12 protein-coding genes are annotated in these 13,152 nt (G+C 67.1%); 1 reads left to right on the forward strand and 11 read right to left on the reverse strand.

Going from position 1 to position 13,152, the window contains the following annotated elements:
- Positions 1-5 precede the first annotated feature (5 nt).
- Positions 6-137, reverse strand: coding sequence for a hypothetical protein (locus tag EXE63_RS33340; RefSeq protein ID WP_255419479.1), 132 nt, complete (start codon positions 135-137; stop codon positions 6-8).
- A 56-nt stretch (positions 138-193) separates the two neighbouring features.
- On the opposite strand from EXE63_RS33340, the gene EXE63_RS30660 reads away from it, so the two are divergent.
- Positions 194-565, forward strand: a complete 372-nt coding sequence (locus tag EXE63_RS30660) for an ATPase (protein ID WP_168145076.1) — start codon at positions 194-196, stop codon at positions 563-565.
- 4 nt (positions 566-569) lie between these two features.
- Here EXE63_RS30660 and ppc read toward each other — a convergent pair whose 3' ends face one another.
- The 10 genes from ppc to uvrC form a co-directional block, all read right to left on the reverse strand.
- Positions 570-3,380 (reverse strand): phosphoenolpyruvate carboxylase, encoded by a 2,811-nt coding sequence (gene ppc, locus EXE63_RS30665; RefSeq protein WP_168145077.1) that lies wholly within the window; start codon positions 3,378-3,380, stop codon positions 570-572.
- Positions 3,381-3,427: 47 nt separating this feature from the next.
- Positions 3,428-3,799 (reverse strand): hypothetical protein, encoded by a 372-nt coding sequence (locus EXE63_RS30670; RefSeq protein ID WP_210000161.1) that lies wholly within the window; start codon positions 3,797-3,799, stop codon positions 3,428-3,430.
- 38 nt (positions 3,800-3,837) lie between these two features.
- The gene (gene secG, locus EXE63_RS30675) at positions 3,838-4,074 is read right to left on the reverse strand and encodes a preprotein translocase subunit SecG (RefSeq protein WP_105365091.1); all 237 of its coding nucleotides are present in this window, start codon (positions 4,072-4,074) and stop codon (positions 3,838-3,840) included.
- A 48-nt stretch (positions 4,075-4,122) separates the two neighbouring features.
- Positions 4,123-4,908, reverse strand: coding sequence for a triose-phosphate isomerase (tpiA, locus tag EXE63_RS30680; protein ID WP_168145079.1), 786 nt, complete (start codon positions 4,906-4,908; stop codon positions 4,123-4,125).
- A gap of 1 nt (position 4,909) precedes the next feature.
- Complete coding sequence (locus EXE63_RS30685; RefSeq protein WP_168145080.1) at positions 4,910-6,133, reverse strand: phosphoglycerate kinase; 1,224 nt, start codon at positions 6,131-6,133, stop codon at positions 4,910-4,912.
- A 32-nt stretch (positions 6,134-6,165) separates the two neighbouring features.
- Positions 6,166-7,188, reverse strand: a complete 1,023-nt coding sequence (gene gap / locus EXE63_RS30690) for a type I glyceraldehyde-3-phosphate dehydrogenase (RefSeq protein WP_105365094.1) — start codon at positions 7,186-7,188, stop codon at positions 6,166-6,168.
- A 944-nt stretch (positions 7,189-8,132) separates the two neighbouring features.
- Positions 8,133-9,110 carry a DNA-binding protein WhiA gene (whiA, locus tag EXE63_RS30695; protein ID WP_105365106.1) on the reverse strand — a complete coding sequence of 326 codons (978 nt, stop codon included), beginning with the start codon at positions 9,108-9,110 and terminating at the stop codon, positions 8,133-8,135.
- Positions 9,107-10,141 carry a uridine diphosphate-N-acetylglucosamine-binding protein YvcK gene (gene yvcK, locus EXE63_RS30700; protein WP_168145082.1) on the reverse strand — a complete coding sequence of 345 codons (1,035 nt, stop codon included), beginning with the start codon at positions 10,139-10,141 and terminating at the stop codon, positions 9,107-9,109. The genes whiA and yvcK overlap by 4 nt, the downstream gene beginning before the upstream one ends.
- Positions 10,142-10,169: 28 nt before the next feature.
- Positions 10,170-11,045: an RNase adapter RapZ gene (rapZ, locus tag EXE63_RS30705; RefSeq protein ID WP_168145083.1), complete on the reverse strand. Its 876-nt coding sequence runs from the start codon at positions 11,043-11,045 to the stop codon at positions 10,170-10,172.
- Positions 11,042-13,150: an excinuclease ABC subunit UvrC gene (uvrC, locus tag EXE63_RS30710; RefSeq protein WP_168145084.1), complete on the reverse strand. Its 2,109-nt coding sequence runs from the start codon at positions 13,148-13,150 to the stop codon at positions 11,042-11,044. The genes rapZ and uvrC overlap by 4 nt, the downstream gene beginning before the upstream one ends.
- Between the last annotated feature and the right edge of the window lie 2 nt (positions 13,151-13,152).

The following is a 13,152-nucleotide window of genomic DNA, read 5'->3' on the forward strand; positions in this document are numbered from 1 at the left end:
AGTTCTCACTCGTCGGGCTGCAGTTCTGGGCACTGGTCGGCCAGCGCCTCGCCGTAGCCGGCCAGATAGTCGGCGACGGCCCGGGCCGAACCGGCGTCGGGACGCAGCCGCGGGCTTCCGTCACAGAAGTTAGCCATACAAGATCAGACGCACCCTGACGCGTTTTGGTTCCCTGGGCCGCCATACTGACCCCATGGCAGACAAAGGCGACGGCCGTACCCGTCCGGCGACGCGGCGCATCAAGACGCTCACGCAGGCGGCGCTGAACGCCGACGCCACCGTCGTCCAGGTGGAAACACTGCTCACCGATCTCGACCGCACCGTGGTCACGCTGAACAATTCGATCGGCGACCTCGACGTCACCCTCGACCGGTTCAACGAGACCATCACCAGCATCGACGAACTGGCACCGCGCCTGATCGCCATGGTGGAACGGCTTGAGCAGATCGTGTCCCGCGTGGAGGCCATCGTCGAGATCGGCGAGGCCGTCGCGTCACCGCTGGCCACCGTGGAGAGTGCGATCCGCGGCGCCGTCTCCCAGGTTCGCCGGGTGGCCCGGCTCTGAGATCTCAGCCGGAGTTGCGCAGCGCGCTGGCCAGCCCGCTCATGGTCAGCAGGATGCCGCGCTGCACGAGTTCGTCCTCGTCACCGGACCGGAACCGGCGCAGCAGTTCGACCTGCAGGTGGTTCAGCGGCTCCAGGTAGGGGAACCGGTTGAACACCGACCGGGCCAGCGCCGGGTTGTCGGCCAGCAGGTCATCCTGGCCGGTGATCAGCCCGTGGATCCGCACCGTGCGCTCGTGTTCGGCGACGATCTTGTCGAACACCCGGGCCCGCAGATCCTCGTCGGCGACCAGTTCGGAATACCGGGCGGCCAGGCCCAGATCCGATTTCGCCAGCACCTGAGCCATATTCGACAGCACTGTCCGGAAGAAGGGCCAGCGCTGGTAGAGGTCGCGCAGCGTGTCCAGCTTGGCGTCGTCGCCGGCGATGTACTCCTCGAACGCGGTCCCGGTGCCGTACCAGCCGGGCAGCATCACCCGCGACTGGCTCCAGGCCAGCACCCAGGGGATCGCCCGCAGATCCGAGATGGCGGTGGTGGGTTTGCGCGAGGTCGGGCGACTGCCGATGTTGAGCGCCCCGATCTCACTCACCGGTGTCGATTCCTTGAAGTACTCCACGAATCCCGGTGTCTCGTGCACCAGTTCGGCATAGGCGCGCTGCGCCCGGGCGGCCAGGTCGTCGAGCACCGAGTACGCACTCTCCGCGAAGTCCCCCAGCCCCTCGGTATCGAGCAGGGTGGATTCCAGCGTTGCCGCCAGCAGGGTCTCCAGGTTGCGATGGGCGATCCTCGGCTCGGCGTACTTGGCCGCGATCACCTCACCCTGTTCGGTGATCCGCAACGACCCCTTCACCGCACCGGGCGGTTGCGCCAGGATCGCGTCATAACTGGGTCCACCACCGCGCCCCACGGTGCCGCCGCGACCGTGGAAGAGTCGCAACCGGATTCCGGTCTTGCGCGCCGATTCGACCAGTTCCAGTTCGGCCCGGTACAGCGCCCAGTTCGCCGCCAGGTAGCCGCCGTCCTTGTTGGAGTCCGAATAGCCCAGCATCACTTCCTGATGACCGTTGCGCGCGGCGACCGCCGCCGCATAGACCGGGACGTCCAGGGCCGCTTCCAGGATCGCGGATCCGCGCTGCAGATCGTCGATCGTCTCGAACAGCGGCACGATGCCCACGGGTGCGTACGGTCGTCCACCGGACACGGCATCCTCGCAGACATCGAGCAGTCCGGCCTCCTTGAGCAGTACCGCCGCCTCCAGCATGTCCGACACCGATTGGCACATCGAGATGATGTAGTTCGGCACCGCTTCGCGCCCGAACACCGTCACCGCGCGCGCCGCCGCCGCCACGATGCCCAGTTCCTTCGCGGCCAGCTCCGACAGATCGGCGCCGGGACCGATCAGCGGACGCCGCGTGCCGATCTCGGCGGCCAGCAGCCTCACCCGCTCATCCTCGGGCAGCGAGGCGTAATCGGAATGGACGCCGGCCCAGGCCAGCAGCTCCGCGATCACCTGTTCGTGCACCTCGGAGTTCTGTCGCATATCGAGTCCGGAAAGGTGAAAGCCGAAGACCCGCACCGCTTCCCGCAACCGTCCCAGCCGATCGTCGGCGAGCACGGCAGAACCGTTGGCACGCAGCGATGCGTCGACGGCGTCGAGATCGTCGAGCAGCTGGGTGGGCGTGTCGTAGGCCGGCAGCCCCAGATCGAGTCCGCGCTCGGGCCGGCGGTCCAGGATCTGCGCGGCCGTGGCGGTGAGCCGGGCGTGGATGACCCGCAACGCGCGCCGGTACGGCTCATCGCTGCGGGCGGGCTCGGCGCAGGCATCCGCCAGCGCCTCCACATCGGCGCTGACCCGCACCAGCCGCGCCGACATCGACAGTTCCTCCTCCAGCGTGGTGATCTCGCTGAAGTAGTGGGTGAACGCCGTGAACGCGGCCCGTCCGGTGGCCAGCCGCACCACCTCGGCGGTCACGTTCGGGTTGCCGTCGCGGTCACCACCGATCCAGGAGCCGGGCCGCAGGATCGGATCGGCCAGCAGCGCCGTATCCGGGAACCGTTGCTGCAGTGCGGTGCGGACCTCGGCGTTCACCCGCGGGATGACGTCGAGGAAGGCGGCCGGGTAATAGCGCAGCCCGGTCTCGATCTCGTCGGAGATCTTCAGCCGGGACAGCCGGACCAGGGCGGTCTGCCACAACGTGAGGATGTGCCTGCGCAGTTCGGTCTCGATATCGCGGCCGGTATCGGTGCGGGTATGCCCGTGTAGGCGCAGCCGCATCAATTCGGTGATGTGGTGTTGGGTGTCGAACACGGTGCGCCGACGGGTCTCGGTCGGGTGTGCGGTGATCACCGGCGACACCAGCGCACCGGTCAGTGCGTCGGCGACCGCGGCGGCGTCGAGCTGTGCGTCGTCGAGCTTGAGGTAGGTGGCGGCCAGGCTGCTGTCCTGCGGCGGTTCCCCGGCGGCCTCGTGCACCGCTCTGCGCCGTTCCCGGTGGATGTCCTCGGCCACGTTGGCCAGCAAGGCGAAATGGGTGAACGCCCGGATCACCGGGATGGCCTGGTGCACGTCGATATCGCGGAACAGCCCGGCGAGCTCACCACGGTCGATCTCGGAGCGCCGCACCCGGAAGGACTCCACCCGGGCCCGTTCCACCAGATCGAACACCGCATCACCGTTCTGGTCGCGGACGGTGTCGCCAAGGATCGCGCCGAGCAACCGGATGTCCTCGCGCATCGGCTCGGTGGCTTCACGTCCGACCTGCGTGCGATGTACCGATCCCATGGGGGCGAGCGCAATGTCAGTACCGTCAGCCATCCCACGATTATCGACGCCGGCCGGCGTGCCCGCAGAACGAGGGGTGATCAGAGGATGATCAACAGCATCAGCAGGCTCACCACGACGCTGACCGCCAGCACCACCAGGATCGGGACCAACCCACGGTAGTGCTGCGGGGGCGGACCCAGCGAGCCTCTGCCGAGGGTCCACAACGGTGGTTTGTACTCGATCTCGGTCCACTGCCCGGCGACCACGTCCGCGTCATAGTCGGCGGGGCCCATCCGGGCGGGCACCAAATAGCGCAGATGCACGTGAATCCGGTAGCGGCCCGGCGGCGCGGGGATGCTGTTGCGTCCCTGGCGCGGTTCCGGCAACGGCCAGCCGTTCACGATGATCACCGGCGGTGCCAGCCGCGCCCACGACACCGGCAGCGGCGGTGACTTCAAGGTGACAATCACGCCCTCGCCCGGCTGCGGTCCAAGCCGCTGTGGGTCGGTCAAACGTTGTACTTGATGCGCAGCGCCATACCGACGATCGACACCAGCCAGATGCCGATGACGAAAAGCGTCAGCCGGTCCAGGTTCTTCTCCACCACGGTCGAACCGGACAGGCTGGACTGCACGCCACCACCGAAGAGTGTCGAGAGACCGCCGCCCTTGGCCCGGTGCAGCAGCACGAGCAGCACCACCAGAAGACTGGTGATGATCAGCACGATCTGCAACGCGAGTTCCATGCCGCAGAGTTTACCGGGTGCGATTCCGACTTTCCGGAGCGACCCGCGTTACGGCAGCGGCCCCCCGGCAGCGATCGCGGACAGGGTGGCGAACTGCTCGCCATCCAGCGAGGCGCCACCGACCAGCGCACCGTCCACATCGGTCTGGCCGACGATCTCGCCGACGTTCTTGGCGTTGACCGATCCGCCGTAGAGCACCCGCACACCGACGGCGATCTCCTTCGAGGACAGCGCAGCCAATTCCGTTCTGATGGCCGCACACACCTCCTGAGCGTCGGAGGCACTGGCCACCCGGCCGGTGCCGATCGCCCACACCGGCTCGTAGGCGATCACCACCTGCTTGATCTGCTCGGCGGACAGCCCCGCCAGCGAGCCGCGCAACGAATTGACGTTGAACTCGACGTGATCGCCGGCCTCACGCACGTCGAGCTGCTCACCGATGCAGACGATCGGGGTGAGCCCGTGCTTGAGCGCGGCCAGCGCCTTGGCCGCCACCAGCTCGTCATCCTCGTGGTGGTAGGTGCGACGCTCGGAATGCCCGACGACGGCGAAGGTGACACCCAGCTTGGCCAGGAACGCGCCACTGATCTCACCGGTGTAGGCGCCGGAATCATGTTGGGACACATCCTGGGCCCCGTAGGTCAGCCGCAACTTGTCCCCGTCCACCAGGGTCTGCACACTACGCAGATCGGTGAACGGCGGGATGACGGTGACATCGACCTTGTCGAAGTACTTGTCCGGCAACGCGAATGCGATTTTCTGCACCAGCGCGATGGCCTCGAAATGATTGAGGTTCATCTTCCAGTTGCCGGCGATCAGCGGCTTACGTGCCATATCAGGACTCCAGGACGTCTATGCCGGGCAGGGTTTTGCCCTCGAGGTATTCCAGCGACGCGCCGCCGCCGGTCGAGATGTGTGAGAAGCCGTCATCGGGCAGGCCGAGTTGACGCACCGCGGCAGCCGAGTCACCGCCGCCGACGACGCTGAACGCGCCCTTGCCGGTGGCACCGATGATCGCCTCGGCGACGCCCTTGGTGCCCGCGGCGAATGCCGGGAACTCGAACACGCCCATCGGGCCGTTCCAGAACACCGTCTTGGCGTTGGACAGCAGCGCGGTGAAGCGCTTGACCGACTCGGGGCCGATGTCCAGGCCCATCTTCCCGTCCGGGATCTTGTCGGCGGCCACCGTCTCGTGCGGCGAATCCGCGGCGAACCCGTCGGCCACCTCGATGTCCACCGGCAGGTGGATGACGTCGCCGTAGGTCTCCAGCAGCTTCTTGCAGGTGTCGATCATCTCGACCTGACACAGCGAGTCGCCGACCGAAAGCCCTTGCGCGGCAAGGAAGGTGTAGCACATGCCACCACCGATGACGATGCTGTCTGCCTTGGTCGCCAGGTTTTCGATGACCGCGAGCTTGTCGGACACCTTGGAACCACCGAGCACCACCGCATAGGGCCGCTCGGTCGAGCTGGTCAGCTGCGCGAGCACCTTGACCTCGGTGGCCACCAGCGTGCCCGCGTAGTGCGGAAGCAGCGTGGCGACGTCGAACACCGAGGCCTGCTTGCGATGCACCACGCCGAAACCGTCGGATACGAATGCCCCCGGCGAGCCGTCGGCCCCCTCGACCAGTCCGGCCAGCGCCTCGGCCAGCGCGCGGCGTTCGGCGTCGTCCTTGCTGGTCTCGCGGGCATCGAAGCGGATGTTCTCCAGCAGCAGCACGTCACCGTCGGTGAGGCCCTCGGCACGCGCCAGCGCATCGGTGCCGACCACGTCACCGGCGAGCTGGACGTGGCGTCCCAGCTGCTCGGACAGCGCCGCGGCCACCGGGGCCAGCGAGAACTTCGGGTCCGGCTCGCCCTTGGGGCGGCCGAGGTGCGCGGTCACGACGACCTTGGCACCGGCCTCGGCCAGCGCCTTCAGCGTCGGCACCGAGGCGATGATGCGGCCGGGATCGGTGATGGCCCCGTTGTCGTCGAGCGGGACGTTCAGGTCGGAGCGCACGAGCACGCCCCGACCTTCGACACCCTCAGCCAACAGGTCGGAAAGTGTTGCAACCACTGTTTCTCTTTCCCGTCGCTTCGCTCGCCCGACTAGAGCGACTTACCGACCAGCGCAACCAGATCCACGAGGCGGTTCGAGTAGCCCCACTCGTTGTCGTACCAGGAGACGACCTTGGCCTGGTTGTCGATGACCTTGGTCAGGCCCGAGTCGAACAGCGAGCTGTGCGGGTCGGTGACGATATCGCTGGACACGATCGGCGCGTCGTAGTACTTGAGGATGCCCTTGAGCTTGCCCTCGGCGGCGGCCTTCATGGCGGCGTTGATCTCGTCGGCGGTGGCCGACTTCTTCAGCTCCGCGGTGAGGTCGGTGACCGAACCCGTGGGGATCGGCACCCGCAGTGCGTAGCCGTCCAGCTTGCCTTTCAGTTCAGGCAAGACGAGGCCAATCGCTTTTGCCGCGCCGGTGGAGGTGGGCACGATGTTGATGGCGGCGGCACGGGCGCGACGCAGGTCGCTGTGCGGGCCGTCCTGCAGGTTCTGATCCTGGGTGTAGGCGTGGATCGTGGTCATCAGGCCCTTGACGATGCCGAACTCGTCGTTGAGCACCTTGGCCAGCGGGCCGAGGCAGTTCGTGGTGCACGAGGCGTTGGAGATGATGTTCTGGCTGCCGTCGTACTTGTCGTCGTTGACGCCGAGCACGATGGTGATGTCCTCATCGCTGGCGGGCGCGGAGATGATGACCTTCTTGGCGCCGGCGTCCAGGTGTCCCTGGGCCTTGTCGCGCTTGGTGAAGATGCCGGTGGACTCCACGACGATGTCGACGCCCAGGTCGCCCCAGGGCAGCGCCGCCGGGCCTTCCTTGACTTCGAGCGCCTTGATCTTGGTGTCGCCGACGACGATGGTGTCCTCACCCTCCAGGGTGACGTCGTAGGGCAGCCGGCCCAGGATCGAGTCGAACTTCAGCAGATGCGCCAGGGAGGCGTTCGAGGTCAGGTCGTTGACCGCGATGATCTCGATGTCGGTGTTCTTGCCAGCGGTCTTCTGCGCATCGAGGGCGCGGAAGAAGTTGCGCCCGATGCGGCCGAAGCCGTTGACGCCTACCCGAATGGTCACAGTGTCTCTCCTAGATCGTCGAGGGAAATCGCGGTGAACTGCTCGCAGGCCAGCCTAGTGGTGACGGCTTCAGCACGTGCACGCTGGTCAGATGCCTCCGCCACGGCGTACGCGCGCTCAGCACTGAAGCGCCGCCCACGTCGCGCGCCGGCGGGCCGTGATCATGAATTCTCACGCGTGCAGCATTCGTGACTATTCGGGTCATTCCGCCGCTCCGATATTCGCCTTTCACCCGCTTCCGCATATCGGGACATCGTGATCCGGCGCGCCCCGCACCTTTCGCGAAAAGAACCCAAATGTCGCACCGGAACCTCCAGCAACCAGGCCGTCGACACCGCTACGTGAGTGGCAACTATGCGCTATCAATGAATTTGCCGTGTCCTGCACCAGAGCATCGGCAACATTTGCCGTGATCCCGCACGAGCGAGACTTCGCACACAGATCTTCCGTCAATATGTCCACTTAGCTCTATGTTTGGTGGTCCGCAGCAGACATCTCGGGCTCGCCCCAGATTTGCTCAATTCAAGCCTTCAGTGAATTTGCCCCGATCACGGTCGTTCACTTTTTTGCATCAGACGTCAGCAACCAGATCAGCGAGTTGCTGATCGACGTCACAAAAACAATTGCTTTCGTTCAAGAATGGAATTTTGGGCCATGATCGATCGGTCCATGCTTTTTTTGATCGCCTCCATGTGGGCGTCGCCTCGGTACTACTGGTCGCTTTTATCCGTCCGTCGCCGGAGCTACCGGCACGCGCCGAATTCACGGGGCAGGCGCAGTCGTATGCCTGGCACGAGCCCAACGCCTTCACCGGTTGGTACCCCGAGCCCGACGCCGATTCCTGACCGAGATCCACGACGCGGGTACCGCGGGCTACTTCGATGCCGTACGGCATCGCAGCGCTGCGGTCTGACCAGCGGGCGCACTCGGACAACGTCCGCTGGTCAGGCGTCCTCGAGCAGGTCCGGGGTGACCGCCGATTCGGTATCGGGAATCCCGTCCTGCTTGGCCTTGCGGTCGGCCATCGACAGCAGCCGCCGAATCCGGCCTGCCACCGCGTCTTTGGTCATCGGCGGCTCGGCCAGCCGGCCCAGCTCCTCCAGCGACGCCTGCCGGTGCTCGACCCGCAACCGCCCGGCCTGCGCCAGATGGTCCGGGACGGTGTCACCGAGGATGTTCAGCGCCCGCTCCACCCGGGCCGCGGCGGCGACCGCCGCCCGCGCCGAGCGCCGCAGGTTGGCGTCGTCGAAATTGGCCAGCCGGTTGGCGGTCGCCCGGACCTCGCGCCGCATCCGGCGCTCCTCCCAGGTGAGCCGGGTGTCCTGGGCGCCCATCCTGGTCAGCAGTGCCCCGATCGCCTCACCGTCGCGCACCACCACCCGGTCGCTGCCACGCACCTCCCGGGCCTTGGCGCTGATACCGAGCCGGCGCGCCGCGCCGACCAGCGCCAGCGCTGCCTCGGGGCCCGGGCAGCTGACCTCCAGCGCCGACGAACGCCCGGGCTCGGTGAGCGAACCGTGCGCCAAAAATGCTCCCCGCCACGCTGCCTCGGCATCGTTGACACTGCCGCCAACCACCTGGGCGGGTAGCCCACGAACCGGGCGGCCACGCAGATCGAGCAGCCCGGTTTGTCTCGCCAGGGCTTCACCGTCTTTGGCCACCCGCACCACGTAGCGGGTGCTCTTGCGGATACCGCTGGCCGACAGCACGTGCACCACGGCGCTGTAGCCGTACAGGTCGTGGATGTCCTTGCGCAGTCGGCGCGCAATGATGCCCAGGTCCACTTCGGCCTCGACCACGACCCGGCCGGCGACGATGTGCAGACCGCCGGCGAACCGCAGCAGCGCCGACACCTCCGCGCGGCGCGCACTGACCGAATTCACGACCAGGCGGCTCAGCTCGTCCTTGACCTCGGCCGTCATCGCCACGAGTCGTCCCCCCTTGGTCCGTTCACTGTCTGTTGTCCGTCCTGGTCCTGCTCACCGGGCGGGACGGGCCCCCGGCCACGCACTCGCACCCCTTCCAGCGCTGCTGCCAGCATCGACGGGTCGTGTAACTGTGTACCAGGTCGGGATACGGCGGCAAACTCCACGTTCGCGCCGAGCAGCGTGGCGGTCCGTGCCAATTGTTCGCGCTCCCTGTCACTGGGGACCCGCGATGCGTCGATGATGATGTCGTCCACCTGAAATCCGGGAGCGTGCTGGGCCAGGACGTGAATGTGCCGTTCGGCAGAGAATCCTGCGGTCTCCCCCGGCTCGGCCGCCAGATTCAGTACCAGCGCCCGCCGCGCGGTGGTCGCATTCAGTGCCGACGCCAACCCGGGAACGAGCACATGCGGGATCACGCTGGTGAACCACGACCCGGGCCCCAGCACCACCAGATCGGCGGCCATGATCGCGTCGACCGCCTGCCGCGTCGCGGGCGGATCGCCGGGTAGCAGCCGCACCCGGCGCACCTGGCCCACCGTGGTCGCGACGGCGACCTGCCCGCGGATCACCCGGAACATCCGTGGATCGGATTCCAGCCCCGCCACATCCGCCTCGATCTGCAGCGCCAACGGGCACATCGGCAGCACCCGGCCCTTGAGGTCCAGGATGCGACCCAGTTCATCGAGCGCGGCCACCGGATCGGCGAGCACCTCGCTGAGACCGGCGAGCAGCAGATTGCCGATCGGGTGACCGGCCAATGCGCCACTTCCGCCGAAACGGTGCTGGATGATCGTCGCCCACAGCCGCCCGTGTGGTGAGTCAGAGGCCAACGCGGCCAAGGCCATTCGCAGATCACCGGGCGGCACGATATCGAGTTCGCTGCGCAGCCGCCCCGAGGAGCCACCGTCGTCGGCGACGGTCACCACGGCGGTGACATGCGGGGTGAGCCGGCGGGCCGCCGACAGCGTCGCGTACAGACCGTGGCCGCCACCGAGCGCGACGATGCGTGATGGACCCGCCGTCATGACTTCACTCGCGCTCGTCTGCGTGGCGTCATTCGCGACCCAGATCCCGGTGCAGCGAGCGCACCGTCAGATGATCATCGGCTTCCAGGCGGCCGGCCAGCGCCTCGGCGATGGCGACACTGCGGTGTTTGCCGCCGGTGCAGCCGATGGCGACCGTCATGTACCGCTTCCCCTCCCGGCGGTAACCCTCGATCACCACCCCCAGCAGCCGATGATAGGTATCGAGGAATTCCGCGGCACCGTCCTGACCGAGCACGAAGTCGCGCACCGCCGGATGCTGTCCGGTGTGCGGGCGCAGATCGTCCACCCAGTGCGGGTTGGGCAGGAACCGGACATCCATGACGGTGTCGGCGTCCATCGGCAGCCCGTACTTGTAACCGAAGGACTCCACCGTGACATTGGTGTGCGCGACCGCCTCGCTGCCGAAGGCGCGTTCGATGCTCTCCCGCAGCGCGGGCACCGCAAGCGTCGTGGTGTCGATGACCAGGTCGGCCACCGCGCGCACCGGGGCCAGCATGGCGCGCTCGGCGGTAATGCCTTCGGCCAGAGTCTGATTGCCCTGCAACGGGTGACTACGGCGGTTCTGCTCGTAGCGGCGCACCAGGATCTCGTCGGCGGCCTCCATGAACAGGACCCGGGGCCGGATACCGCGGGTGGCCAGCTCGTTGCGTACCGAATCCAGGTCGCCGGTGAAACCACGCGACCGGACGTCCATCACCAGGGCGAGCTGGGTGATGCGGGAACCGGCGGCCAGACCCAGGTCGACCATCCGCGCGATCAGTTCGGGTGGCAGGTTGTCGGCGACGTACCAGCCGAGGTCTTCGAGCACTTTGGCGGCGGTGCCGCGGCCGGCGCCCGACAATCCGGTGACCAGGACGACTTCGATGCCTGATTCCTCGCTCATTCGCTGGTCTGCCACTCCGATTTCTGTTCTGAGTTCTTCTCGGCTGGTCGTTCGGTCGGTGGGTCTTCGGCTCGATCATCGTGCAAAACCGGCTCGGGCGTGTCCGAATCGATGGGCGTGTCCATCTCATCACCTGCCGACGCGGATGCCGCAACCCCCAACGCTTCCAGCACCGCCTTGGCCGTCGCGACGCCGATACCGGGCACCGTGGTGATCTCCTCGACGCTGGCCGCGCGCAAACGCGACACCGAACCGAAGTGCGTCACCAACGCCTTTCGCCGGTGCTCCCCCAATCCTCGCACCGAATCCAGCGCCGAGGCGGTCATCCGCTTGGACCGCTTGCTGCGATGGAAGGTGATCGCGAAGCGGTGGGCTTCGTCACGGATGCGCTGCAACAGGTAGAGCCCCTCGCTGGTACGCGGGAAGATCACCGGATCCGCCGACGGACCGGGCACCCAGACCTCTTCCAGGCGCTTGGCCAACCCGATCACGGCGACATCGGTCACCCCGAGATCCCGCAGCACGGCGGCCGCGGCGTTCACCTGCGGCGCGCCGCCGTCGACGACGTAGAGGTTGGGCGGGTACGCGAATCTTCGTGACTTGCCCTCGGCCACCATCGGCTGTTCCGCATCGGCGACGTGCCGAGCGAACCGGCGCCGGGTGACCTCGGCGATGGACGCGACGTCATCGGAGCGGCCGTCGCCCGCGGCCTCCCGGATCGCGTAGTGCCGATAGTCGGATTTGCGCGGCAGACCGTCCTCGAAGACCACCAGCGAGGCCACCACATCGGTGCCCTGGACATGGCTGATGTCGACACATTCGATCCGCAGCGGTGCATCGGCGAGATCCAGCGTTTCCTGGATATTCTGCAGCGCTTCGGATCTGGCGTTGAAGTCACCGGCCCGCTTCAGTTTGTGCTGCGCCAGCGCGTCCTGGGCGTTGCGCTGCACCGTCTCGGCCAGCGTCCGCTTGTCACCGCGCACCGGAACCCGAAGGTCCACCCGGGACCCACGCAGCCCGCTCAGCCAGTCGGTCAGTTGCTCGGCGTTCTCGGGAAGCACCGGCACCAGTACCTGCTTGGGCACCGGGTTGGTCGCCTCGTCCTGCGGACCACCGACGGCCCCGAGTTCGGCCTGATCGCCGTAGAACTGCGTGAGGAACTGCTCGACCAGCCGCGCCTGGCCCGAATCCCCTTGCTCTGCACCTTTTTCGGCCGTCTCCGGCTCCGTGGCCTTTTCGACCACCCAGCCGCGCTGTCCGCGCACCCGCCCGCCGCGCACGTGGAACACCTGGACCGCCGCCTCCAGGTCGTCATCGGCGAAGGCCACCACATCGGCGTCGGTGCCGTCGCCGAACACCACGGTCTGCTTTTCCAGCGCCCGTTTGAGCGCGCCGATGTCATCGCGCAGCCGGGCCGCCCGCTCGAAGTCGAGTTCCTCGGCCGCGGCGTTCATCTGCCGTTCCATATCGCGGACCAGCCGGTCGGTCTTGCCCGCCAGGAAGTCGCAGAAGTCCAGCACGATCTGCCGGTGCTGTTCGGCGCTCACCCGCCCGGTGCACGGCGCCGAACACTTGTCGATGTAACCGAGCAGGCAGGGCCGGTCGATCTGCCTGTGCCGCTTGAACACTCCGGCCGAGCACGTGCGCGCCGGGAACACCCGGGTCAGCAGATCCAGGGTCTCCCGGATGGCCCAGGCATGGGAGTACGGCCCGAAGTAGCGCACGCCCTTGCGCCGCGGCCCGCGATAGACGAACAGCCGGGGGTACTCCTCGTTCAGCGTCACCGCGAGCACCGGGTAGGACTTGTCGTCGCGGTAGCGGATGTTGAACCGCGGATCGAACTCCTTGATCCAGTTGTATTCCAGCTGCAGCGCCTCGACCTCGGTGGTCACCACGGTCCACTCGACGCTGCCCGCCGTCATCACCATCTGGCGGGTGCGCGGCGCCAGGCCGGAGATATCGGCGAAGTAGGAGTTGAGGCGGCTGCGCAGGCTCTTGGCCTTGCCGACGTAGATCACCCGGCCGTGCGGATCACGGAACCGGTAGACACCGGGTTCGACGGGAATCGAACCCGGCGCGGGCCGGTAAGTCGCTGGATCGGGCACGG

Origin of the sequence: Mycolicibacterium frederiksbergense, assembly GCF_012223425.1 — a bacterium.
Classification (GTDB): domain Bacteria; phylum Actinomycetota; class Actinomycetes; order Mycobacteriales; family Mycobacteriaceae; genus Mycobacterium; species Mycobacterium frederiksbergense.